The organism is Promicromonospora sukumoe (genome assembly GCF_014137995.1).
GTDB lineage: Bacteria > Actinomycetota > Actinomycetes > Actinomycetales > Cellulomonadaceae > Promicromonospora > Promicromonospora sukumoe.
Map to the genome: position 1 here is coordinate 604,909 of NZ_JACGWV010000003.1, position 24,842 is coordinate 629,750.

Annotated in this window: 19 protein-coding genes; 17 read left to right on the top strand and 2 right to left on the bottom strand. The window is 72.8% G+C overall.

Features of this window, described 5'->3' with window-relative positions; genetic code table 11:
- Positions 1-91 precede the first annotated feature (91 nt).
- The 16 genes from FHX71_RS26705 to FHX71_RS26780 all read left to right on the top strand — a co-directional run bounded on the left by FHX71_RS26705 (position 92) and on the right by FHX71_RS26780 (position 21,885).
- Entirely contained in the window at positions 92-1,066 is a 975-nt protein-coding gene (locus tag FHX71_RS26705) for an AAA family ATPase (RefSeq protein WP_182620509.1), read from the top strand.
- A complete protein-coding gene (locus FHX71_RS26710; protein WP_182620510.1) occupies positions 1,063-2,403 on the top strand; it encodes a DUF58 domain-containing protein in 1,341 nt (446 codons plus the stop codon). Before FHX71_RS26705 ends, FHX71_RS26710 begins: the two co-directional genes overlap by 4 nt.
- Positions 2,400-4,862 carry a transglutaminase TgpA family protein gene (locus FHX71_RS26715; RefSeq protein WP_182620511.1) on the top strand — a complete coding sequence of 821 codons (2,463 nt, stop codon included), beginning with the start codon at positions 2,400-2,402 and terminating at the stop codon, positions 4,860-4,862. Before FHX71_RS26710 ends, FHX71_RS26715 begins: the two co-directional genes overlap by 4 nt.
- Positions 4,859-6,658 (top strand): RDD family protein, encoded by a 1,800-nt coding sequence (locus FHX71_RS26720; protein ID WP_182620512.1) that lies wholly within the window; start codon positions 4,859-4,861, stop codon positions 6,656-6,658. The genes FHX71_RS26715 and FHX71_RS26720 overlap by 4 nt, the downstream gene beginning before the upstream one ends.
- Positions 6,655-7,494, top strand: a complete 840-nt coding sequence (locus FHX71_RS26725; RefSeq protein WP_182620513.1) for a PP2C family protein-serine/threonine phosphatase — start codon at positions 6,655-6,657, stop codon at positions 7,492-7,494. Before FHX71_RS26720 ends, FHX71_RS26725 begins: the two co-directional genes overlap by 4 nt.
- A 1-nt stretch (position 7,495) precedes the next feature.
- On the top strand, positions 7,496-9,181 hold the full coding sequence (locus FHX71_RS26730) for an FHA domain-containing protein (protein ID WP_182620514.1): 1,686 nt from the start codon (positions 7,496-7,498) through the stop codon (positions 9,179-9,181).
- A gap of 55 nt (positions 9,182-9,236) precedes the next feature.
- On the top strand, positions 9,237-10,865 hold the full coding sequence (locus tag FHX71_RS26735; protein WP_182620515.1) for a serine/threonine-protein kinase: 1,629 nt from the start codon (positions 9,237-9,239) through the stop codon (positions 10,863-10,865).
- Between the two features lie 47 nt (positions 10,866-10,912).
- Positions 10,913-11,611 (top strand): hypothetical protein, encoded by a 699-nt coding sequence (locus FHX71_RS26740; RefSeq protein ID WP_182620516.1) that lies wholly within the window; start codon positions 10,913-10,915, stop codon positions 11,609-11,611.
- 1 nt (position 11,612) lies between these two features.
- The gene (locus tag FHX71_RS26745) at positions 11,613-16,088 is read left to right on the top strand and encodes a type VII secretion EssC family protein (protein WP_182620517.1); all 4,476 of its coding nucleotides are present in this window, start codon (positions 11,613-11,615) and stop codon (positions 16,086-16,088) included.
- A gap of 112 nt (positions 16,089-16,200) precedes the next feature.
- On the top strand, positions 16,201-16,485 hold the full coding sequence (locus FHX71_RS26750) for a WXG100 family type VII secretion target (protein WP_182620518.1): 285 nt from the start codon (positions 16,201-16,203) through the stop codon (positions 16,483-16,485).
- A gap of 167 nt (positions 16,486-16,652) precedes the next feature.
- The gene (locus tag FHX71_RS26755) at positions 16,653-17,603 is read left to right on the top strand and encodes a WXG100 family type VII secretion target (protein ID WP_182620519.1); all 951 of its coding nucleotides are present in this window, start codon (positions 16,653-16,655) and stop codon (positions 17,601-17,603) included.
- Positions 17,600-18,412: a hypothetical protein gene (locus FHX71_RS26760; RefSeq protein ID WP_182620520.1), complete on the top strand. Its 813-nt coding sequence runs from the start codon at positions 17,600-17,602 to the stop codon at positions 18,410-18,412. The genes FHX71_RS26755 and FHX71_RS26760 overlap by 4 nt, the downstream gene beginning before the upstream one ends.
- Positions 18,409-18,633 (top strand): hypothetical protein, encoded by a 225-nt coding sequence (locus FHX71_RS26765; RefSeq protein WP_182620521.1) that lies wholly within the window; start codon positions 18,409-18,411, stop codon positions 18,631-18,633. The genes FHX71_RS26760 and FHX71_RS26765 overlap by 4 nt, the downstream gene beginning before the upstream one ends.
- A 137-nt stretch (positions 18,634-18,770) precedes the next feature.
- Complete coding sequence (locus FHX71_RS26770; protein ID WP_182620522.1) at positions 18,771-20,168, top strand: FAD-dependent oxidoreductase; 1,398 nt, start codon at positions 18,771-18,773, stop codon at positions 20,166-20,168.
- 133 nt (positions 20,169-20,301) lie between these two features.
- Positions 20,302-21,225 (top strand): zinc metalloprotease HtpX, encoded by a 924-nt coding sequence (htpX, locus tag FHX71_RS26775; protein ID WP_182620523.1) that lies wholly within the window; start codon positions 20,302-20,304, stop codon positions 21,223-21,225.
- Between the two features lie 165 nt (positions 21,226-21,390).
- Positions 21,391-21,885 (top strand): YajQ family cyclic di-GMP-binding protein, encoded by a 495-nt coding sequence (locus FHX71_RS26780; RefSeq protein WP_182620524.1) that lies wholly within the window; start codon positions 21,391-21,393, stop codon positions 21,883-21,885.
- A gap of 119 nt (positions 21,886-22,004) precedes the next feature.
- Here FHX71_RS26780 and FHX71_RS26785 read toward each other — a convergent pair whose 3' ends face one another.
- Together FHX71_RS26785 and FHX71_RS26790 are read right to left on the bottom strand one after the other, a co-directional pair.
- Positions 22,005-22,886: a MerR family transcriptional regulator gene (locus tag FHX71_RS26785; protein ID WP_182620525.1), complete on the bottom strand. Its 882-nt coding sequence runs from the start codon at positions 22,884-22,886 to the stop codon at positions 22,005-22,007.
- A 108-nt stretch (positions 22,887-22,994) separates the two neighbouring features.
- On the bottom strand, positions 22,995-23,831 hold the full coding sequence (locus FHX71_RS26790; protein WP_182620526.1) for a class II glutamine amidotransferase: 837 nt from the start codon (positions 23,829-23,831) through the stop codon (positions 22,995-22,997).
- A gap of 150 nt (positions 23,832-23,981) precedes the next feature.
- Here FHX71_RS26790 and FHX71_RS26795 point away from each other — a divergent pair, with 150 nt between their 5' ends.
- On the top strand, positions 23,982-24,827 hold the full coding sequence (locus FHX71_RS26795) for a YwqG family protein (protein WP_182620527.1): 846 nt from the start codon (positions 23,982-23,984) through the stop codon (positions 24,825-24,827).
- Positions 24,828-24,842: the final 15 nt, after the last annotated feature.

Genomic DNA, 24,842 nt, shown 5'->3' on the forward strand with positions numbered 1-24,842 from the left:
CGGCCGCCGCGCACGCGGCGGCCGGGCACGCCATGATCGACACAACTTTCACCCGACGGACGAGCAGTAACGAGCAGTAGGGAAACACGAGATGACCACGATGACCCCCGAGCAGGCGGCCTGGTTCGCCCAGACCTTCGACCGGCTCGTCGGCAACGTCGGCCAGGCGGTCCTGGGCAAGGCGCCGGTGGTACGGCTGGCGCTCACGTGCATGCTCGCCGAGGGCCACCTGTTGCTGGAGGACGCCCCCGGCACGGGCAAGACCATGCTCGCCCGCTCCATCGCGGCGTCGGTGCAGGGTTCGCACAACCGCATCCAGTTCACGCCGGACCTGCTCCCGTCGGACGTCACCGGTGTGACGATCTACGACCAGAAGTCCGGCAAGTTCGACTTCCACCCGGGCCCGATCTTCGCCTCGATCGTGCTGGCGGACGAGATCAACCGTGCCTCGCCGAAGACGCAGTCGGCGCTGCTGGAGGTCATGGAGGAGGGCCGGGTCACCGTCGACGGCGTCGCGCACGAGACCGGCCGCCCCTTCATGGTGCTCGCGACCCAGAACCCGATCGAGCAGGCCGGTACCTACCGCCTGCCCGAGGCCCAGCTCGACCGCTTCCTCATGAAGACGTCGGTCGGCTACCCCGACCACGCCTCGACGGTGGAGATCCTGTCGGGCGCCGCGGTCAAGGACCGCAGCTCCGCGCTGCAGCCCATCATCACGACCAAGGCCGTGACCGAGATGGCCGACCTCGGCGCCACCGTGCACACCGACACCGCCGTGCTGGAGTACGTGTCCCGCCTCGCCGAGGAGACCCGCAACGCGCACGAGGTGCGCGTCGGCGTCTCCGTCCGTGGCGCGCTGGCCCTGGTGCGCTGCGCCAAGGTGTGGGCCGCCGCCCACGGCCGCAACTACGTGCTGCCCGACGACATCAAGGAGCTGGCCCAGCCCGTCTGGGGCCACCGCTTCGTGCTGGACCCGGAGGCCGAGTTCGCGGGCGCCCGCCCCGACGTCGTGCTGGCCCGGATCATGGCCGACGTCGCCGCGCCGCAGGAGCGGGCCTCGGCATGACGACGGGCATCTCGGCGGGCGGAGCGCCCGGGCCGGCGTACGGCAAGCGCCAGGACAAGCCGACCGGCCTCGCCGGCGTCGTCGCGGCAGGCCGCGAGCGGGCGCAGGAGGGCCGCCGCGGCTGGGTGACCCTCTCTGCCGCCGCCCGCACGCGGGCGGGGGCGGCCGGCCGTGCGCTCGCCCCGGTCCGCCGGACGTTCAGCACGTTCGGCATCGCGGTGACGCTGATGGCCGCCGGGGCCTGGGTCGCCGGGCTGGTGCTCGGCTGGCTCGAGCTGCTCGTGGCCGCGATCGTGCTGACGGTCACGCTGCTGTGCGCCATCGTGTTCGTGCTCGGGCGGTTCAAGTACGACGTCGTGCTCGACCTGGCGCAGGCCCGCGTGACCGTCGGTGACCGCGCCGTCGGCCGTCTCGACGTGCGCAACGCGTCGAGCCGCCCGCTGCTGCCGTCGGTGATGGAGCTCCCGGTCGGCAGCGGCACGGCGGCGTTCCCCGTGCCCCGCCTGAAGGGCGGCGGCACGCACGAGGAGATCTTCACGATCCCGACCCGGCGCCGCAGCGTGATCACGGTGGGCCCGGTCAAGTCCGTCCGCGCCGACCCCCTGGGCCTGCTGCGCCGCGAGATGACCTGGACCGGTGAGCAGGAGGTCTTCGTGCACCCGCGCGTCAAGAACCTCACGGGCTCGTCGACCGGCTTCCTCAAGGACCTCGAGGGCCGCGTCACCAACGACATCACGAACGCCGACGTCAACTTCCACGCCCTGCGGGACTACGTGCCGGGCGACGACCGCCGGCACATCCACTGGAAGACGACGGCCCGCACCGGCCAGATCATGGTGCGCCAGTTCGAGGAGACCCGGCGCTCGCACCTCGCGGTGCTGCTGTCCACGCGCGCCGAGGACTACGCGAACGAGGAGGAGTTCGAGCTCGCCGTGAGCGTCTGCGGCTCCCTGGGCCTGCAGGCCATCAAGGAGGACCGCGGCGTGACGGTGCTGGTCAACGAGGCCACGCTGCACGGTGACCACCGCACCCGCCTGATGGACGACCTCTCCCGGATCGAGATGGAGTCCCGCAAGTCCAAGCTGGTCGACCTCGCCCGCGCCGCGAGCATGGCCGCCGCCGACTTCTCGGTGATCGCCTTCATCGTCGGCAGCCGGGTCACGCCCACCGAGCTGCGCGCGGCGTCCGCCCGCGTGCCCGTGGGCGTCCAGGTCATGGCCATCCAGTGCGTGCCGGGGGCCTCCCTCGGCCGGCACTCCATCGCGGAGCTGGGCGTGCTCACCCTGGGCCGCCTCGGCGACCTGCCCCTTGCGCTGAAGAAGATGAGCGACGCATGAGTGACGAGAACACCCGCGGCAACCTCCCGGCGGGCGCGCCGGCGCAGGGCAACCAGCCGCCCTACGGCACCGGTACCGGGTACCGGACCGGCACGGGCCGGGGCACCACCCGCCGCAAGGAGCGCGAGCAGCCGCGCGCGCTGACCAGGTTCGCCCTGGTCGACGCCGCCGCGCTGGTCGTGATGCTCGGCGCGGTGGCCGTCGGCTTCGGCCCCGTCTGGGGCTCCCTCGGCTACCTGCTGCCCACCGTCGGCGGCATCGTCGTCGGCCTGGCCGTGGCCTGGGTGGGCGCCTGGCGGCGCTTCCCCGCCGTCGTCGTGACGGCGCTGGCCGTGCTGGCCTACGTGCTGTTCGGCGGCGCGCTGGCCCTGCCGCACACGTCGATCGCGGGCGTCGTGCCGACCCTGGACACGCTGCGCGAGCTGCTGCTCGGCTCGGTGCAGGGCTGGAAGCAGTTCATCACCACCGTGCCCCCCATGCGGTCGTTCCCCGACCTCGGGGTGGTCCCGTTCCTGCTGATGCTCGTCGTCGCGCTCGTGGCGGGCACCATCGCCTGGCGCGCGAAGCACGCGGTCTGGGCCGTGGTGCCGGTCGTCGTCGGCCTGGTCGGTGTGATCCTGCTGGGCACGCTCGACGCCGCGATGCCCGTCGTGCAGGGCCTCGTGATCGCCATCGCCGCGCTCCTGTGGGGTGCGGTGCGGGTGATGGAGGCGCGCGTCGGCACGCACTCGATCACCACGGAGGCCAGCCGCGAGGCCACGCGCCGGCTGCGCTGGCACCGCGTCCGCACGGGCGCCGTCATCCTGGGCGCCGCGGCGCTGGTCGCCGGCTTCGTCGCGCCGGTCATCATGCCCGAGCAGCCCCGTACGGTGCTCCGCGAGACGATCGTCCCGCCGCTGGACGTCCACCAGTTCACCAGCCCGCTCGTGGCGTTCCGGCACTACGCCAAGGACGCCCGCGAGGACGAGCTGTTCACCGTCAGCGACCTGCCGGAGGACGGCCGCATCCGGCTCGCCACCCTCGACCGGTACGACGGCGTGGTCTACGACGCGTCCGGCGACGGCGGCGACACCGGCGTCTACACGCGGGTCGGCGAGGAGATCGCCACGGCCTCCGAGGGCACGCCGACGCCGATCGACGTCGAGGTCACGGGCTACAGCGGCGTCTGGGTGCCCGAGATCGGCAACCTGACCGGCGTGGAGTGGCTCGGCGGCAACGCCGAGGCCCAGACGGACGGCACCTACTACAACTCGACCACCAGCACCGCGATCACCACCGCGGGCATCAAGCCGGGCGACACGTACCGCCTGAACGTGCTGATGCCGGAGACGCCGGACGAGGACACCCTGAAGAAGGGCACGATCCTCGACGCCGACCTGCCGGAGACCGAGACGACCGCGATGCCGGCGGGCCTGCCCGCCAAGGCGCTGCAGTTCACGGGCGAGGAGACCGACCCCGCGACCAAGCTCTTCCTGATCCGCGATGGCCTCCAGGCGTCGGGCGTGCTCTCGAGCGGGCTCGACGGCGAGGTGCCGTCGCGCCCGGGCCACTCGGCCGAGCGTGTCGACACGCTCGTCGAGGAGGAGAAGATGGTGGGTGACGACGAGCAGTTCGCCGTCGCGCTCGCCCTCATGGCACGCCAGGCCGGCATCCCGGCCCGCGTGGTCATGGGCTTCTACCCGGACAAGGACAGCGAGTACGAGGAGGGCGAGCCCTGGACGGTGCTCGGCAGCGACGTGCACGCCTGGATCGAGGTGCCCTACAAGGGGTACGGCTGGGTCCCGGTCGACGCCGTCCCGGACGAGAAGCCGCAGATCCAGCCCGAGCCCAAGAGCGAGCAGGTACCCAAGCCGCCCGTGCTGCAGGACCCGGAGCCCCCGGAGGAGCCGGACAAGGCGAAGGCCGGCAGCGTGGAGGACGACGAGAAGGACGACGCCGACAACGACCTGTTCGACTGGGGTCTGCTCGGGCTCATCCTGCTCGCCGTCGGCATCCCGCTGCTGCTGATCGTCGGCCCGATCGTCGCGATCCTCGCGTACAAGGCCCGGCGACGGACGGCCCGGCGCACCGCCGACCAGCCCGCCGACCAGATCAGCGGTGGCTGGCACGAGGTGGTCGACGTCGTGACCGACATCGGGACGACCGTGCCGCCCGGCGCGACCCGGCGCGAGAGCGCCGGCGTGATCGTCGGAGCGCACCAGGTCCCCGCCACCCTCACGCTCGCGCACCGCGCGGACGCCTCGGTCTTCGGCCGGGGTGAGCCCACCCAGGCCGAGGTCGACTCGTTCTGGGCCGAGGTGGACGCGCTGGTGGGCGGGCTACGCTCCAACCTCAGCAAGCGACGGAGGGTGCGCGCGGCGTTGTCGCTGCGGTCCGTCTGGGCGCGTGTGGGCGGTCGTCGCGGAATCCTCGCGGCACTCGGGGGACTCGGGTCCCGGCGGAAGAAGGAGAGTCGATGACGGACGTGGTCTGCGCGGGTTGCGGGTCGACCCAGCGAGCGGGTGCGCCCTTCTGCGCGGCCTGCGGACGGGAGTTCCCGCGTACGGGACGGCCCGTCGCGGAGCCGGCCCAGGTGCCGCAGGGACAGGTGCAGCAGGCGGCCGCCGCCGCGCGGGGCGGCTCGGGCTCGGTGCCGATGGTGGAGAGCCGGCCGCCGATCACCACCGAGGTGGAGGTCTACACGGCGACGCAGATTCCCGCGGCGGGGTCAGTGCCGCCGCCGCTGGTCGCGCCCTACGCGGGTGTCGGCAAGCGGTTCGTGGCGTGGCTGATCGACGGCGCCATCGCCGGCGTGCTGATCGGCATCGTGGCGGGCATCGGCATCTCGTTCATCGACGTCCCCTCGGGCCTCGTGGTCGTGTCCCAGGAGCAGGCGGCAGAGATCGCCGCCCAGATGATGCGGGTCTACCTGCTCGGGGGCCTGGTCGGGTTCGCCTTCCAGCTCTCCATGTGGATCTGGGAGTCCCGGACCGGCCGCACCATCGGCAACTCCGCGATGGGCCTGCGCACGCTGTCGGCCGAGGACCGGGCCCCGATCGGGTTCGTCCGCGAGATCCTCCGCGTGCTCGTGCTCGCGGCCGGCTCCCTCGTGCTCGGCGTCGGCCAGATCGTGGTGCTGCTCAGCCCCCTGTGGGACAAGGGCGGCAAGGTCCAGGGCTGGCACGACAAGGCGGCCCGGTCCGTCGTGGTCGACGTCCGCGCCCCGCAGGTCGCGGGCACCGGGCTGACCCCGGTGGCGGCCGGTCCGCGCGCCCCGGGCAAGCCCGCGGTGCGGCCGACGACGCCCGCGGCCCCCGCATCGAGCCCGTACGGCCAGGTGCCGCCGCTGTCGCCCGCGGCCCCGCAGGCCCCGGCGCAGCCCGCCGTGGCGGCGCCGGACCCGTGGGCGTTCCCGCAGGCACCCGCCCAGGGGGCTCCCGCGGCGGGCGGCGACGGCCTCATCACCGGTATCCCGGGCAGCGCGCCGAGCGCGCCGCCCGCGCAGCAGGCACCGGTCCAGCAGCAGCCGCCTTCGCAGCCGGTGCAGCAGCAGCCGTACCAGCAGCCGGCGGCGCAGCAGCCGCAGCAGCCGGTCCAGCAGCAGCCCTACCAGCAGCAGCCCGCGCCCCAGCAGCCGTCGGTCCAGCAGCCCGCGCCGCAGCAGCCCGAGTCGGCCTGGCCGGCCCGGACCTGGCCGGTGCAGCAGGAGCAGGCCCCGCAGCAGGAGCAGCCCGCGCAGCAGCAGGCTCCGGCCGCCCTGCCGCCGCAGCAGCACCCGGAGTCCCGCCCGACGCGCGGCGTCGGCCACCCGCAGAACGGTGCCCCGGCGCAGCCCGCCCCGGCCGCGCCGCCCGCGCAGGCGGCCCTGCCGCCGCAGCGGGACGAGGTCTCGGACGCCACACGGATGCAGGCCCCGGTCCTGGAGCCCGCCGCCGTCGTCACCGTGACCGTCGAGCTGGAGTCGGGGGAGCGCCGGGTCATCGACGGGCCCGCCCTGGTGGGCCGCAACCCGCAGGCCGCCGACGGTTCGTCGTACATCCTCGTGCGGGTGGAGGACCCGACCCGGTCGGTGTCCAAGAACCACGCCGAGCTGGGCGTCGACTCCGCCGGGCTGTGGCTGACCGACCGCGGGTCCACGAACGGCACCGTCGTCTCGGCGCCGGGCCGCTCGCCGCAGGTCGCGGAGCCGGGCGCCCGGGTCCGGGTGCCGGTGGGCGCGACCATCCACGTCGGGGACCGCCGTCTGGTCGTGCACGCCGCCGAGCCCCGGGCATGACCCACCAGGAGCAGGGGCTGACGACGATCTGGGGTGCGGCATCGCACCAGGGTCGTCGTCGGTCGCTCAACGAGGACGGATACCTGGCGACCGGCCGGGTGTTCTTCGTGGCCGACGGCATGGGCGGGCACGAGGCGGGCGAGGTGGCCAGCGCGGAGGCGCTGGCCGCGCTCAGCGGGCTCGCCGACGTCGAGCAGGTGGAGCCGGCCCTGGTCGAGGCGTTCCTCGAGATCGCCCAGCAGCGGGTCCGCGCCATCGAGACGGACTCGGGCAACGCGCCCGGCACCACGCTCACGGGCGTGCTGGTGGACGAGCGCGAGGACGTGCCGTACTGGCTCTTCGTGAACGTCGGGGACTCGCGTACCTACCTGCTCTCGGGCGGGGTGCTCGCGCAGGTGAGCGTGGACCACTCCGAGGTGCAGGAGCTCGTGGACGCGGGCGCGATCACGATGGACCAGGCCCGCAGCCACCCGCGGCGGAACGTCATCACCCGGGCGCTGGGCGCCCAGGACGACGTCCGGGCCGACTTCCGGTACATCCCGGTCACGCTGCACGACCGCGTGCTGATCTGCTCGGACGGCCTCACGGGGGAGCTGACCGACGACCAGATCAAGTCGATCCTGCTGGAGCAGCCCGACCCGGAGCGCGCCGCCGGCCACCTGGTCAACGCGGCGATTCAGGCCGGGGGCCGGGACAACATCACCGTCGTCGTGGTCGACGTGACCGGCGTCGAGGACGAGACCATAGGGTCGTCGACAGCACCACGGGCGGGGGCGGAGCCTGACGAGGACACCCTGCCGCGAGAAGAGCACGCAGCAAGAAGCCAGGGGGTCTGACATGACGGTGCACTACAGCGAGGGTTCCGCGCGGGCGGTGGTCCGGAACGGCACGGTCGTCGTGCTGCCGGGCCACGCCCCCGCGGGCGTCGTCGACGCGCTCTGGACCGCGCTCGACGGGCCGGACGGCGGGGTCGCCGCGACGCTCGCGGTCCTGGCCGCGGGCGGCCTGGCGGAGACGCCGCCGTTCGCCGTCGTGTCCCTGTCCGGCGGTGAGCCGGCCACGGCCGCGCACGTCGCCGTGCGCGGGACCGGCGTCAAGGTCGTGGTGAGCGCGGAGGGCGCGGGCGGCCCGGTCGAGGTGACCGGGGCCGGCGTCGTCACGTGGTCGGAGCGGGTCGTGGACGGCCCGACGTCGTTCGCGGTCACCACCGACGAGGCGCCCGCCGACGAGGAGTTCCCGGTGCAGTCCGCCGTCGTCCGGGCGAGCGCGCTGCGCCGCACCCTGGTCGACGTGCCGGAGGTGCCGGACGTCCCGGTGGCCCCGGTCGAGGCCCCGGCGGCGGCCACCGCCGCCGGCCCCGCGCCCGTGCGGGGCGTGCCGGTCTTCGGGTTCGGCGGGCAGCCGTCCGGCGAGACGATCGTGCCCGGCGCGCTCGACGCGCCCACGCCGGGTGCGGGAGCCGGCGCGAAGCCGGAGCCCGCCGCGAAGCCCGCCCCGGACGCCGAGCCCGTCCCGGACGCCGCCCCCGAGCCCGCGCCGCTGCTCGGCCTGGGCACGGTGCCCGCCGCCGGGAAGGGCACCGAGGTCGACGAGGCCACCCAGTTCGGCTCCGACGACGACTACGGCCACCTCTTCGGCGACACGGTGATGCGCCGGGTCGAGGACGCCGCGGTGCGGCAGGGCGAGGACGACGACGAGGCCGAGGAGGAGCAGGTCGAGGCCGCGCCGGCCCCGCCGCCCGTGCCGTCGCCCCCGCCGGTGCCGGACCCGCCGCGTGAGCCGGAGCCGGCCCCGGACGCCCTGATCTCCGGCGTGCCGGGCGGCTGGTCCGGCCTGTCCGGGGCGCCCGCGCCCGCGCCGGGCGTGACCCCGGGCGCCGCGCAGCGCGCCGCCTCGGTGGGCGACGCCCCGTCGTCCGAGGCCGCTCCGGTGGAGCCGGAGGACCACGACGGGCAGACCATGATGTCGTCGGACATCGCCGCGCTCCGCAAGGCCGCCGGCGCCGTCGTGCCCAAGTTCTCGGTGGGCATCCTGCCGGGCGCCCTGCAGATCCTCGGCCTGCCGTGCCCGGACGGGCACCCCAACCCGCCGACCAACGACCGCTGCCGCACCTGCGGCGCGGAGCTCAGCGGCGACGCCGAGCTGGTGTCGCGCCCGTCGCTCGGGCAGATGCTCGTCACGGGCGGCGTGCAGCCGGGGATCGGCGGGCCGCAGGTGGTCGAGCTGGACCGCCCGGTGATCGTCGGCCGGCGTCCGCGCACCAACAACGCCTCGGCGGACCGCACGCCGCGCCTGGTCACGGTGGCGAGCCCCGACCAGGACATCTCGCGCTCCCACGTGGAGATCACGCTCGAGGAGTGGCACGTCCTGGTCGCCGACCTCGCGACCACCAACGGGACCACGCTCCTGCGGCCGGGGCAGCAGCCCCGGCGCCTGCACCCGAACGAGAAGGTGATCGTGGTCGACGGCGACGTCGTGGACCTGGGCGACGGCGCGACCCTCACGTTCGAGGGCATCTGGTGAGGGCCGCGACCCGCCCGACCGCCGGCTACGGCTCCAGCATCGACGAAGGAGAGTTGTGAGCAGCAAGCGTGCGCCGTCCGCGCCGCCCCAGATCGCAGGGTTCGAGTACAAGAAGCTGATCGGTTCGGGCGGCTTCTCCGACGTCTTCCTGTACGAGCAGCAGCGCCCCAAGCGTCTGGTCGCCGTCAAGGTGCTCCTCAAGGAGCACGCGAGCGACGCGCAGCGCGTGGCGTTCGACTCCGAGGCCGACCTGATGGCGATCCTGGGCAACCACCCCTCGATCGTGACGATGTACGAGGCGAGCGTCGCCGCCGACGGCCGCCCCTTCCTGGCCATGGAGTACTGCTCGCGCCCCAACCTGGGCGCGCGGTACCGGTCGGAGCGCTTCTCGCTGGCCGAGGCCCTGCGCACGACGATCCAGATCGCCGGCGCGGTCGAGACCGCCCATCGGCTCGGCATCCTGCACCGCGACCTGAAGCCCGCCAACATCCTGGTGACGCAGTTCGGGCACCCGGCGCTGACCGACTTCGGCATCTCGTCGACGGTCGACCAGGCCTCGGCCGCCGAGGGCATGTCGATCCCGTGGTCGCCGCCCGAGTCGTTCGGCGACCCGCCGGTCGCGGGCAAGACGACGGACGTCTGGGCGCTGGCCGCCACCTGCTACACGCTGCTCGCCGGGCGCACGCCGTTCGAGGTGCCGGGCGGCTCCAACACGTCGGCCGACCTGGTGGCGCGGATCGAGCAGGCACCGCTGCCCCCCATCGGGCGCAACGACGTGCCGCCGTCGCTGGAGCAGGTGCTCCGCATCGCGATGGCCAAGCACCCGTCGTCGCGGTACCCGTCGGTGCTGGCGTTCGCCCGCGCGCTGCAGCAGGTCCAGGTGGGCCTGGCGCGCGACATGACCCCCATCGACCTCCTCGACGAGACCGGTGCGGTCGCGGAGGAGGAAGAGGACGACGACGGCACGCGGCTGAAGAACGTCACGGCGATCGACCCGGGGCAGCTCCCTGCCCCCGGGACGGCGCCGGGCGGCGGCGCGGGCACCTCGTCGGGCGGCTTCGGGCCGCCCCCGCAGGGCACGTCCGGCTGGGCGCCCCAGGGCGGCACCGCGACCGGGGCGCGAACCACCGTGCCCGCCGTCGACCTGCCGGTGGCCTCGCTCGGGTGGAACGCGCCGGCCGTCGAGGAGACGGTCCACCGGACGCGTGCCCCCGAGGCGCCCGAGGAGTCGCCGGTCGAGGCCGAGCCGGAGAAGTCGTCGCCTTGGGCCACGGTCGCGCTGATCGCCGGCGCGGTGGTCCTGGTGGCCGTGATCGTCGTGGGCTGGTTCGCGCTGCGGCCCGGCGCGGAGGACCCCGAGGAGCCGGGCCAGACGCAGACGGTCGCGGGCGACCCGCCGCCCGCGCCGGGCGCGGGCTACGTGCCCCCGGTCCAGGACCTGGCGGGCAAGGCGCAGGGCGACGAGGCGGTCTTCTCCTGGAAGCCCCCAAAAACCCAGGTGGAGGGCGACGAGTACGGGTACCGTGTCCTGTCGGCCACCGAGGAGAGCCGTTACGAGGCCGCTGTGGGAACCTCCGTGACGGTGGACCGGCTCGAGGGCGAGCGGACGTGCCTCGAGGTCGTCGTGGTGCGCTCCGGGAAGGCTTCGCAGCAGCCGCAGCAGGCGTGCGTCGAGCTGGGCTGACCGACTCCGGCCGACCGGCCGGCCGACTGGGGGGAAGAGGGGACGACGTGGGCGATCTCGCGCTGGAGTTCTGTGGCGAGTGGTTCGATCCTGCGCAGGCGGAGGACGGGTTCGACGTGGGCCGCGAGGGTGACCTCGCGATCGACGACAACCCCTACCTGCACCGACGCTTCCTGCGGCTGACGCAGGAGGACGGGATCTGGTGGCTCGCGAACGTGGGCTCCCTGATCTCCGCGACGGTGTGCGACGCGGGCGGCGGCGTGCAGTCGTGGCTTCCGCCCGGCCACCGCCTGCCCATCGTCTTCCCCACCACCTCCATCGTCTTCACGGCCGGTCCCACCACCTATGAGCTCACGGCCCAGCTCACGGACGCCCCGTACCACGAGGTGCGCTCCGAGGACCCCGACACCGGCGCCACCACCATCGGCGCCATCAGCTTCACCACCAGCCAGAAGCAGCTCATCGTGGTGCTCGCCGAGCCCATGCTGCGCCGCGAGGGCACCGGCCTGAGCGAGATCCCGTCCTCCGCGGACGCGGCACGCCGCCTGGGCTGGGCCACCACCCGGTTCAACCGCAAGCTCGACAACGTCTGCGAGAAGCTCGACCGGATCGGCGTGAAGGGCCTCCGCGGCGGCCCCGGGCTGCTCGCCACCAACCGGCGCGCGCGGCTCGTCGAGTACGCCGTCGCCTCCCGGCTGGTGACCCCCGCGGACCTCCCACTTCTCGACCTGAAGGACGACGCCTGACGTGCGTATCAAGCTGACGCTGAACAGACCCGACGAGTCCGGCGTGAACGTCGCGGTCACCGCCGACGCCACCGCGACGGTGCGCGACGTGGCCGAGGCCCTCTTCTCGGGCGACCCGACCCGCAACGGTGCGGCCGCCCCCGAGAACCTCACCCTGCAGGTGCTCGCCGACGGGTCGACGAGCTTCACCGGCGGCCGGGTGCTGACCCCGACGAACGACCTGGTCCAGGCGGGCCTGCGGTCCGGCTCGGTGGTCTCCATCGTGCGCGTCTCCGAGCAGTTCGTGAACCCGGGGCAGGACCGCGGCACCGCCGTCGCGCAGCTCCGCGTCCTGGACGGGCCCGACGCCGGGCGCGACTTCCCGCTGCCGGTCGGCACGTCCTACATCGGCCGTGACCGGGGCATGGACATCCGCCTCCAGGACGGCCAGGTGTCCAAGCGGCACGCCCGCGTGGTCGTGGGCGAGTCCATCGAGGTGCACGACCTGGCCTCCGCGAACGGCCTGGTCATGGGCGGCAAGCGGATGACGCGCGCCGTGCTGACGTCGTCGGACACCGTGACGCTCGGTGAGACCACCCTGTCCGTGGTGGCCCTGCACCGGTCCACGAGCCTGGCGCCGACCAGCCCGGTCGTCGAGTTCAACCGGTCCCCGCGGGTCGTCACGCGCTTCGGCGAGATCAAGATCAAGGCGCCCAAGCCGCCCCGGCCGCCGCAGCCGCAGCGCCTGCCCTGGCTCATGATGCTCGCGCCGATGGCGATGGGCGCGGTGATGTACTCGTTCACGCGCAACCCGATCTCGCTGCTGTTCATGTTCATGAGCCCGGTGATGATGCTCGGGATGTGGATGGACCGGAAGATCTACGGCAAGAAGCAGTTCAAGGAGGCCTCCGAGCAGTTCGAGCAGGCCGTCGTCGCCACGTCGGAGCGCATCGACCGCACGCACGCCGTCGAGCGGGCCGTGCGGCTCGCGGAGCTGCCGTCGCTCGCCGAGTCGCTCGACGCGGTGCGCCGCCTGGGCGGCCTCATGTGGACCCACCGCCCCGAGCACCGCGGCTTCCTCACGGTGCGGTTCGGGCTCGGCTCGGGTCCCGCCCGCACGATCTTCGACGAGCCGCGCGAGAACGACGCCATCCCCGAGCACTGGCAGCGCGTGCTGGACCTCCAGGAGCAGTGCCTCACCATCCACGACGTCCCGATGGGCGCGGGGTTCCGCTACGGCGGCAACGCCGGCATCGCCGGGCCGAGCGGCGTGGTCGAGCCGGTCGGCCGGTCCGTCCTGCTGCAGCTCGTCACGCTTCACTCGCCCGCGGAGCTCGTCGTCACGGCCCTCACGTCCGCGCGCTCGCGGGCGGACTGGGAGTGGCTCGAGTGGCTGCCCCACACCGGCTCCCCGCACAGCCCGCTCGGCGCGTCGGACCACCTGGCCGACGACCCGGCGTCCGGCGCCTCCCTGCTGACCCGGCTCGAGGAGCTCGTCGAGGCCCGCGGCGTCAGCCTCGACGGCCCCGCGCCGCTGGTGGGCGAGCTCGACTCCGAGAAGGACCGCAAGGACGCGCCGCCCAAGCCGGTGCTGCCGTCCGTCGTCGTGCTGATCGAGGACGACGCCCCGGTCGAGCGGGCGCGTCTCGTCCGCCTGGTCGAGCACGGGGCCGCCGCAGGCGTCCACGTGGTCTGGATCGCCCCGACCGTCGAGCAGCTCCCCGCCGCCTGCCGCACCTTCGTGCTGCTGGACCCGAACTCCAGCGACAACGGCGCGATGACGGGCGAGGTGCACTACGGGCAGCTCGCCTACCCGGTGCGCTGCGACGTCGCGGACCTCAACACCGCGCGCGAGGTGGCCCGCATCCTGTCGCCGGTGATCGACATCGGCGCGCCCACCGACGACGAGTCCGACCTGCCGCGCGCGGTCTCCTACCTGGCCCTGGCCGGCACCGAGCTCGGCAAGGACTCCAGCGGCGTGATCGAGCGGTGGCGGGAGAACCTCTCCCTCACGCCGCGCGACGGCTCGCCGCCGGTGCGGCGCAAGACGCCCACCAACCTGCGGGCGCTGATCGGGCACGACGGCGTGGAGCCGTTCCACCTGGACCTGCGCACCCAGGGCCCGCACGCCCTCGTGGGCGGGACCACCGGTGCCGGAAAGTCGGAGTTCCTGCAGTCCTGGGTGCTCGGCATGGCGGCCGCGCACAGCCCCGACCGCGTGACCTTCCTGTTCGTGGACTACAAGGGTGGCGCGGCGTTCGCCGACTGCGTCAACCTGCCGCACACCGTCGGCCTGGTGACGGACCTGTCGCCGCACCTGGTGCGGCGCGCGCTGTCCTCGCTGCGCGCGGAGCTGCACTACCGCGAGCACCTGCTGAACCGGAAGAAGGCCAAGGACCTGGCGTCCCTGGAGCGCACGGGTGACCCCGAGGCGCCGCCGAGCCTGATCATCGTGGTCGACGAGTTCGCGGCCCTGGTCGGCGAGGTCCCGGAGTTCGTGGACGGCGTCGTCGACGTCGCCCAGCGTGGCCGGTCGCTCGGCCTGCACCTCATCCTCGCGACGCAGCGCCCCGCCGGCGTCATCAAGGACAACCTCCGCGCCAACACGAACCTGCGCATCGCCCTGCGCATGGCCGACGAGCACGACTCCAAGGACGTGCTCGGCGACGAGATGGCGGCACACTTCTCGCCGTCGATCCCGGGCCGTGGCGCCGCGAAGACCGGCCCCGGCCGGCTCACCACGTTCCAGACCGGCTACGCCGGTGGCTGGACCACGGACGAGCCCGAACGTTCCTCGCTCGACATCGAGGAGATGGACTTCGGCACCGGACGGCGCTGGGAGCTCCCGGCCCCCGAGGTGATCGAGGAGCACGACCCGGGCCCCAACGACATCGCGCGCGTGGTCAGCACGATCCGCCGCGCGGCCGGCGAGGCGGGCGTGCCCACGCCCCGCAAGCCGTGGCTGCCCGAGCTCGCGCCCACGTACGACCTGGCCCTGCTGCCCAACCGGCGCACGGACTCCCAGCTCGTGCTCGGCGTGCTGGACAACCCGCCGCAGCAGACCCAGCCGACCGTGCACTACGAGCCCGACAGCGACGGCAACCTCGCGATCTACGGCACCGGTGGTACGGGCAAGAGCACCACGCTGCGCACCATCGCGGTGTCCGCGGGCCTGACGCACCGCGGCGGCCCCGTGCAGGTCTACGGCATCGACTGCGGCTCCGGCGGTCTGTCGATGCTGGAGAACCTGCCCCACGTGGGCGCCGTCATCGCCGGCGACGACGAGGAGCGCGTGGGCCGCCTCCTGCGCCGTCTGCGCGACACGCTGGACCAGCGGGCCGACCGCTACGCCGCCGTCCGCGCCTCGACCATCGAGGAGTACCGCCGCCTGGCGAACAAGCCCGACGAGCCGCGCATCATCGTGCTCGTCGACGGCATCGGCGCGTTCCGCGAGGCCTACGAGAACATCACCGCCCGCGGGTTCTCGATCTTCGGCACCTTCACGCAGCTCGCGACCGACGGCCGCCCCGTCGGCATCCACCTGGTCATGAGCGGCGACCGCGCCGTCTCCGTGCCCCCGTCGCTGGCCTCCACGGTGCAGAAGCGCATCGTGCACCGGATGGCGAAGGAGGACGACTACGTGATGCTGAACGTGCCGAAGGACGTCCTGACCCCGGCGTCCGCGCCGGGCCGGGCCATCATGTACGGCCAGGAGGCGCAGATCGCCGTGCTCGGCGGCGACTCCAACGGTGCCGTGCAGTCGCGCGAGCTCGCCCGCCTGGAGCAGACCATGCGCTCGGTCGGCGGGGTGCCCCAGGCCCCCGGCGTCGACCGCCTGCCGGACACGTTCACGCTGGAGCAGCTGCCCCAGCGGACGACGGACCTGGCGACGATCGGTCTGCGGGACCTGGACATCGCGCCGATCGGCCTGCCCATGCGTGGCCCGCTCATGCTCGCGGGCCCGCCCGGCTCGGGTCGGACGACGGCGTTCGTGACGCTGGCGACCGCCCTGCGCCGGGCCGGCGGCACCCGGCTGGTGTACCTCTCCTCGCGGCGGTCCAGCCTGTCGGCGCTGGACCTCTGGGACATGACGGCGTCGAGCCCCGAGGACGTCGTGGAGCTGCTCAAGGAGCTCACCACGGTCCTCGAGAGCGACCGGGCCACCCCGGGCACGCTCACCGTGATGATCGAGAACTACACCGAGATGACGGGCACGCCCGCCGAGAAGCCGCTGGAGGCCTTCGTCAAGCTCGCGTCCCGCAAGGACCAGCTCGTCATCGGCGAGTCGGAGTCCTCCACCTGGAGCAAGGCGTTCACGCTCGCAGGCCCGTTCAAGTCGGGCCGCAACGGCCTGCTCCTGACGCCGGGCGACACCGACGGCGACACGCTCATGAACACCCCGCTCGGCCGCATCCGCCGCAAGGACTTCCCGCCGGGCCGCGGGTTCCTCGTGACGGCCGGCCGGGCCACCAAGATCCACGTCGCCCTGCCGGGGTGACGGGGGATGGGGAGTCCTCCCCATTCCACCGCGTCACGGGCCATGGAATAGTTCGTGACGTCGCAGAAACGGAGGTTGTCCGCGAGGGCAGCCACAGGAAAAGGAGCTTGACATGGTCGCAGAGGGTGGCAACGTTTTCGGTCTTGATGTCGAGGCAGTCCGGAGCCTCGCCAACACGCTCCGTACCCAGGCCGAGGGCGTCCGTCAGGTCGTGACGACGATCACGAGCCAGATGTCCCAGACCCAGTGGAACGGTCAGGACGCCGTGCAGTTCCAGGAGGAGTGGGACGGCACCCACGCCGCCAAGCTCAACGAGATCGCCGCGGCGCTCGAGACCTACGGCACCACGGCGGACAACAACGCCAACATGCAGGACGAGACCTCGAGCGCGTACTGATCGAGCTCGAGCCTCTTCCGGAGGCCAGGCCCCGGACCGGGGCCGGTATCAAGGGGTGCGGGACCGACTACGGCCCGCACCCCTTGACTTCGTAACGACGTAAGCAGTTCCAGCGGTACCCATGCGAAACCACTGCGCCGTCACCGGCGGGACGTGAGGAGAACCAAGTGAGCGGGGGAATGGTCGGCGCCGACATCGAGGCGCTGCGTCTGCTTGCGGACAAGTTCGACGAGGGCAGCGACAAGCTGGAGACCATCGTCACCACCGTCGAGTCGGCCGTGCCGCAGGCGGACGGCTGGAGCGGCCCGGACGCCGAGGGCTTCCGCCAGGAGTGGTCCGGCAGCCACCTCGTGCGGCTCCGGGAGACGGCCGTCGCGCTGAGCGAGGTGGCCGGCAAGGTGCGCTCCAACGCCGACGCGCAGGAGGAGACGTCGAACGACTACACCGGCGTCCCGGGCGGCGGCGGTCCCGGCGGCACCGACGTCGCTGGTGCGTCCAACCGGCCGGGCAGCGTCTGGGACGTCTTCGAGACCGGCAAGGGCCTGGTCGACTTCGGGCTGGCCGGCTGGGCCAACTTCAAGTACGGCCGCAACCTGCTCAACCTGTCCCGTGCGCTGGACACCGCCGGCGACGCCGCGGCCTCCGCGACGACCTTCATCCGGCAGGGCATGCTCGCCGACGGCATGGGCATCGTCGGCCGGCTCGGCACCGCCGGCAAGTTCATGGGCGCCGCCGGTGGTGTCCTCGGCATCGTCGGCGGCATCGACCAGATGTTCAACACCCAGTACGACGGCTGGCGCGGTGGCGTCGACCGGGTGATGGGTGGCATCGGCGTCGCCGGCGGCGTCGCCACGGTCGGCATGTTCCTGGGTGTCGCGGCGTTCGCCAACCCCGTCGGCATCGGTATCGCCGTCGGGGCGGGCCTGGTCACCGGCGCCTGGGCGCTGGGCAACCTCGTGTACGACAACTGGGACACGATCTCCGCGTTCGCCTCCGACCCGCTGCCGTACCTTGCGGACGGCGTCAAGGAGGTCGGCGAGTTCGCGAGCGACGTCGGTAACGCGGTCGGCGATGCTGCCGGGGCCGTCGGTGACTTTGTGGGAGGCTTGTTCGGATGAGCGAGAACAGGGCGATGGAGTTCGGGCCGGACGACGTGACGGCCGCGCGGGCGACGCTCGCGCAGGCCCGCGACGGCGAGGTCGTCAGCGTGGTGATCCTCACGGACGAGGAGGTCACGATCCTCGACGGGCTGGAGCACGAGCAGCTCGTGCCCACCCCGTGGATCGACGCGCAGGGGCCGACGGCCGACCGGTCCCTCATGGGGCGGGTCGCGCTCCGGTCGCTCGTGTCCCGCGAGATGGTCCTGCCGGCGGGTACCGACGCCGAGGGCCGGGTCACCGGGATCAAGGCGCACCCGGGGATCACCGGTCCGCTCGTGCTGCGCCGCTCGGCCCAGGAGATCCTGTCGGCCGAGCGCACCAGCGCGAACGGCAAGGACTGGCTGTTCGCCTACGTGCACCACGAGGACGGCCGGTCCACCGTGCTGGAGGAGGAGATCACCGGCGAGGGGCACCACGCCTTCTCGGTGTATCCCCAGGCCCTGCTGGGCGAGCGGTTCGAGAGGTTCATCGACCCGACCGGCACGGCGCTGCTGGGCACCGCCCCGCGGACCTACTCGGCGGCCGAGTTCGAGGCCGCCGTCCCCACCCTGCCCCAGCTCAGGGAGGCCGTGGCCGTGAGCATCGTGTCCGGTGTGGCTCGGGGCAGCGACAAGCTGGTCAACGCGTCCGTGTACGCGGGACCGCACGGCGTGCACGTGGTGCGGGGCACCGAGCACGACGCGCAGGGAGCGCCGGTGACCCTCACTCTCCAGGAGACGGGCTCGCGCGGGCTGCGTGCCCTGCCGTCCGAGCTGGTGCCGGCATGAGCGGCCTCGGTCGGTGGAGCCTGTGGATCGGCCTGGGCCTCGTGGTCGTGGCGGTGCTCTGCAGCGTCCTGAGCCTCATCCCGGTGGCCGTGTTCGCCGGCATCTTCGGTGGTATCGCGCTCGTCATGGCCGCCGTCGACGCGATCTACAATGCGCTCGGCCGCGCGGAGCTCCGTCGTCGTGCCGCCAAGGTCCAGCGGGAGCGCGAACAGGGCCGTTGAGCCCGGAACGCGAGGATTCTCACAGGAACCCCACGTCCACCCCCTGAACCTGGGGTGAGGTGCGCCTTACCCGGTCGGTAGAATCGGTAGCGGCCTTCGCTTCCCTTGTCTTGTCCTCGACCGGAAGGCGCCCCTCCGTGAGCACCACCCGCCCCTTGCGCGTCGCCGTCGTCGGCGCCGGCCCCGCCGGCATCTACGCGAGCGACATCCTGTCCAAGTCCGCCCTCGACGTCAGCATCGACCTGTTCGAGCGCCTCCCGGCGCCGTTCGGCCTGGTGCGGTACGGCGTGGCGCCGGACCACCCGCGCATCAAGCAGATCATCGTCGCGCTCCACAAGGTGCTGAGCCGCGGGGACATCCGCCTGCTCGCCAACGTGGACTACGGCGTGGACCTGAAGCTCGAGGACCTGCGCCAGTTCTACGACGCGGTGATCTTCTCCACCGGGTCCATCAAGGACGCCGAGCTGGACGTCCCCGGCATCGACCTCGACGGCTCCTACGGCGCCGCGGACTTCGTGTCCTGGTACGACGGTCACCCCGACGTGCCGCGCACCTGGCCGCTGGAGGCGGAGCAGGTGGCCGTGATCGGCGCCGGCAACGTCGCGCTCGACGTGGCCCGCGTCCTCGCCAAGCACGCGGACGACCTGCTGTCCACCGAGATCCCGGCCAACGTGCACGAGATCCTGAAGACCTCCCCGGTCACCGACGTGCACGTGTTCGCGCGCCGCGGTCCGGCGCAGGTCAAGTTCTCGCCGCTGGAGCTGCGCGAGCTGGGCCACGTGCCCGACGTCGACATCGTGGTGTACCCGGAGGACTTCGACTTCGACGAGGGCTCCGAGGCGGCGATCAACTCGTCGAACCAGACCAAGCAGGTCGTCAAGACCCTGGTGGACTGGACGCTGAAGGACCCGGCGCAGAACACGGCGTCGCGCCGCCTGCACCTGCACTTCCTGCACGCCCCGGCCGAGGTGCTCGGCGAGGACGGCAAGGTCGTCGGGTTCCGCACCGAGCGCACCGCGCTGCAGGGCGACGGCACCGTCAAGGGCACCGGCGAGTTCACCGACTGGCCTGTCCAGGCCGTCTACCGCGCCGTCGGCTACTTCGGCTCCTCCCTGCCGGAGATCCCGTACGACGACGTCAAGGGCGTCATCACCAACCGCGAGGGCCGCGTCGTCGACATCGACGGCAACCAGGTCCCCGGCGTGTACGCGACCGGCTGGATCAAGCGCGGCCCGGTGGGCCTCATCGGCCACACCAAGTCCGACGCGTCGGAGACCATCCGCCACCTCGTCGAGGACGTCACGGGCGTGGCCGACGGCGAGGCCCCCGGCGACCTGGACGGCGGCCGTACCGCGCCGCAGGGCACGCCGGAGGCCGTCACCGAGTTCCTCACCGGCAAGGGTGTCCCGTACATCGAGTGGTCCGGCTGGGAGCTCCTCGACGCGCACGAGCGGGCCCTCGGCGAGGCCGTCGGCCGGGAGCGGATCAAGGTCGTCCCGCGCGACGAGATGGTCACCATCAGCCGTCGCCCGTAGCGCACTCCCCGTTGCCGTTCAGCGACCGTGCCCGGAAGACTCAGGTCTTCCGGGCACTGTTGTCTGGTGGGCGCCGACCCGCCGGGGAACCCGGGGCCGGGCTGGCGCGTTCGGGTGGGAGGAAAGGAGTGCGATGCACAGGCACTACAACGGGCTGAAGACCGCCGCGCTGTTCGGTGGCATGTGGGCCGTGATCCTCGGGCTCTGGGCGCTCTTCGGGGCCAAGTCGGGCTTGCTGTGGATCTTCGTCCTCATCGGGCTGGGGACCACGGCCTACGGGTACTGGAACTCCGACAAGCTCGCGATCCGCGCGATGCACGCGTACCCGGTGACGGAGCTGCAGGCGCCGGAGATGCACCGGATCGTGCGCGAGCTGTCGACGGCGGCACGCCAGCCGATGCCGCGGCTCTACATCTCGCCGACCAAGGCGCCCAACGCGTTCGCCACCGGCCGCAACCCGCAGAACGCCGCCGTGTGCTGCACGGAGGGCATCCTGGAGCTGCTCAACGAGCGTGAGCTGCGCGGGGTGCTGGGCCACGAGCTGATGCACGTCTACAACCGCGACATCCTGACCTCGTCCGTGGCATCCGCCCTGGCGGGTGTCATCACCGCGCTGGCGCAGTTCCTGCTCTTCTTCGGCGGCGGCGACCGCCGGGAGGGCGGCAACCCGCTCGCGGCGCTCGCCATGGCCCTGCTCGCCCCGATCGCGGCGATGCTGATCCAGATGGCGATCTCCCGCACGCGCGAGTACGACGCCGACGAGGACGGCGCCCGGCTCACGGGCGACCCGCTGGCCCTGGCCTCCGCGCTGCGGAAGCTGGAGCAGGGCACGCAGCGCGCGCCGCTGCCGCAGGACCGGGACCTCACCAACGTCTCGCACCTGATGATCGCCAACCCGTTCCGCGGCGCGGGCATCGGCAAGCTGTTCGCCACGCACCCGCCGATGCCGGACCGTATCCGCCGGCTCGAGGCCATGGCGGGCGGCCCAGCCGGGGGCTACAACCCCGGTGGCCCGACGTCGGGCCCGGACTGGGGCACCCCGCCCGGGATGCTCTGAGACCGTCCTGACGACCACCCCGCCCGTCCTCCGTCGTCCGCGGAGCCGCCCCCGACCTCACCCGCGCAAAGCGTTCGTCGCGGTCGGCGGGGGCGGATACGGTGAGCAGATTCCGACCGGGCCTGCAGGGGCGCCCGGGTTGTTACGCAGAAGGAGCACCACACCATGGCCGACTCGTCGTTCGACATCGTCAGCAAGGTCGACCGCCAGGAGGTCGACAACGCGCTGAACCAGGCCGCGAAGGAGATCTCGCAGCGGTACGACTTCAAGAACGTCGGCGCATCGATCACCTGGAGCGGCGAGAGCATCGTCCTCGTCGCCAACTCGTCGGAGCGTGTGCTCGCCGCCCTCGACGTCTTCGAGACCAAGCTGGTCAAGCGCGGTATCTCGCTCAAGTCGATCGACGTCGGCGAGCGTGAGCCGAAGCCGTCCGGCAAGGAGTACCGCCTCGCGGCCACCCTCAAGGAGGGCCTGGCCGGGGAGAACGCGAAGAAGGTCACCAAGATCATCCGCGAGGAGGGCCCCAAGGGCGTCAAGACGCAGATCACGGGCGACGAGGTGCGGGTCACCAGCAAGTCCCGCGACCAGCTCCAGGAGGTCATGGGCCTGCTCAAGGGCTCGGACCTGGACTTCGCGCTCCAGTTCACGAACTACCGCTGACCCGCTGGTCGAGCCTGTCGAGACCGCCTGACCGACGAGCGGACGACTGACCCGGACGGGCGGTCACCGGAACTCCGGTGGCCGCCCGTCCCGCTTGTCACGAGTCCTGCCACGCGGCCTCAGCCACGGGCCCCGAGCTCCACGGCCAGCTCCATGCAGCGCAGACGGGCCGGGGAGAAGTCGTAGGGCATCTTGCCGACCGCTTCGAGAACGCTCATGGACGTCTGCCCGGTGTCCGAGATCTCGCCGGCGTCCCAGGAGTCGAGGAGCGCCTCGTCCCCCTCGTCGAGCCCGGCCTCCTCCATGGCGGCCTCCAGCTTCTGTTCGAAGGCATGGCGTTCGGCGGCCACCTGGGACACCCGGGGGTCGTCGACGGCGACCGTGTCGTCCAGCGCCTCCTCGGCGGCGTCGACCCGGTCGGACTCCGCCCGCAGGTCCGGGCTGCCGGCCAGGGCGATGAACCGGGTGGCCTGGATCGCCGCGCCGAGGGGGCCGAAGATCCGCTCCGTGACCAGCAGGGTGTCCAGGTCCGCCTGGCGCAGGGAGCCCTCCGGCACGTTCGCGAGGCGTTCCGTGACGACGTCGGAGAGCAGGCCCGCCCGGCTGCCCTGCGTGCGCATCCGCTGGACTGCGGCCCGCTGTCGGCGCAGCTCCGCTTCCTGGGCGACGAGGGCCTCGTCCAGCCGTTCCAGGACGGCCGCGATGTCGTCGTCGTCGGAATTTCGAGGAACCGAGCCGGCCGGCGCCGAGCTGCCCGGAGCCGACCCGGCAAAGGCGTCCCGGATGTCGTCCAGGGCGATCCCGGTGTCCGCCATCCTGCGGACCCACAGCAGCCGGACCATGTCCTCGTACCCGTAGCGCCGGCGGTCGTCGCCACCTCGCTCGGGCTCCGGGAGCAGGCCGATCTCGTGGTAGTGCCGGATCGCCCGCGGCGTCGTGCCGGCGAAGGCCGCCGCGTCACCGATCTTGACGCGGCGGGGCGGGACGAAGGACGGGTGCATGGTGGAGCCTTCCTCGACGGGGCGGGACGTGGGTCAACCGGACCACATCCCGCTACGTGAGGTGCAACTCCAGGCGCGCCCCGGGCGCCCGCGGGTGCCCGCCGGCCGTCATCCCCGGGCCGGCGTGGGCAAGAACCCGCGCAGCTCCTCGTGGCCGCCGCGGACGACGAGGCAGCTCGACTCCGGCACCTCTCGCCACGCCCCGCGCAGGTCCCCGAGCGGCTCGGACACCACGAGGCGGGCGTCGTCGGAGATCTCGTGCAGCACGGGGTTGTCGGGGTACTGGAGGCGGAGCGTCGAGATGTCGGTGCTGTGGAACAGCGACCGCGAACTGCCCACGCTGGAGTAGCGGAACGCCCACGTGGTGTCCCCGTCGGTGGTGGCCACCGTCATCTGGATCGGGTGCTCGACGCCGTGGCGTCGCCCGGTCTCCTCGATGAGGCCGACTGCCCGGGCCACTGCCGCGGGCGGGTCCTCCTCGAGCCCGAACGTCAGGGCCAGGTAGAAGAACACCTCGGAGTCCGTCGAACCCTCGATCCCGGGGTAGAGGGCAGGATCGACGGCCATGGCCAGGTCGCGCTTCACCGCCGCGAAGTCCGTGATGGCCCCGTTGTGCATCCAGAGCCGGCGGCCGTGCCGGAACGGGTGACAGTTGGTCTGCTGCACGTCCGTCCCGGTCGACGCGCGGATGTGGGCGAAGACCCGCCCGGCGGCCGCGTGGGCCGAGATCTCTCGCAGGTTGCGGTCGTTCCAGGCCGGCTCGGTGCTGTGGTAGACGCCGGGTTCGTCCAGGGCGCCGTACCAGCCGACGCCGAAACCGTCACCGTTGATGGTCTCCGCGCCCAGCCGTGAGTGCCTGCTCTGCACCACCAGCGAGTTCTCCGGCTTGAAGAGCAGGTCCTCCAGGAGCACCGGCGAACCTGAGTACGCGAGCCAACGACACATCTCGACCTCACTCTCGCCGCCAGGATGCGTCGGGGACGGGCCCCGCGCGTCATCCGAATCGGGTGAGGTCGAGCGGACTTGCCGCGGCGGGCCCGAGTGCACGACCCTTGCCCGGTATATACCGATATGTCTAACTGGGGGTCAGGCGAGATGCACGAGGCTGTGCGAGCGGTACGACGAGAGGCGCCCGGCGCGGCCGGCGCCCTCGACCGGCTGGAGCGATTCCAGGACGCGGCGACGGGGAGCGGGATCCCCGCGGTGGAGACGGAGCGGTGGCTCAACCTGGCCCGGCCGTGCGTCCTCCTCACGCGGGAGGCCGACGGGCCGGTCGTGGCGCGGCTCGGCGGTCCGCTGCTGCTGCCGCCCGACGTCGCGACGCCGTCCGACCCGTACGAGCTCGGCGGGCCCGACGGCGGCGTCCGGCACGCCGACCACCAGCTCATCGCGACCCTGGACCTGGCCGCGATCCCGGAGGGGGCCACGGACCTGCCGCTCCCGCCGGACGGTCAGCTCCTGCTGTTCGCCAACCCGGACCTGGAGATCGGCCTCGCCGGCGGCGCCCTGTACGTACCGGCCGGCGTCGCCGTCGAGGAGCGCGCGACCGCGCCCGACTACGAGCCGTACGAGTACGAGTCGCCCGAGGAGCTGGACGCCGACCTGCGCCGTCGGGGCGAGCTGCGCCTGGCGCACGACGTGACACTGCCCCAGCACGCCTTCGACGCCGGGCTGCTCGCCCGGCACCCGCGCGCGGGGGACCTGCGGGAGGTGTGGGAGGACACGCGGGACGACCGGCCGTGGCACGTCCGCACGCTCCAGATCGGTGGTCACGCCTGGGACCACGAGGACTGGGGCGATCCCGCCGCCGGGCAGGACCGGGTGCTGCTGGCCCAGTGGGAGGGGCTCCCGATGGCCACCGTCTACTGGACGATGACCCGGCAGGACCTGGAGGCGCTCCGGTTCGACCGGGTCACCGTCACGATGTACTCCAACCCGTGACGGTGACCCGGGCCG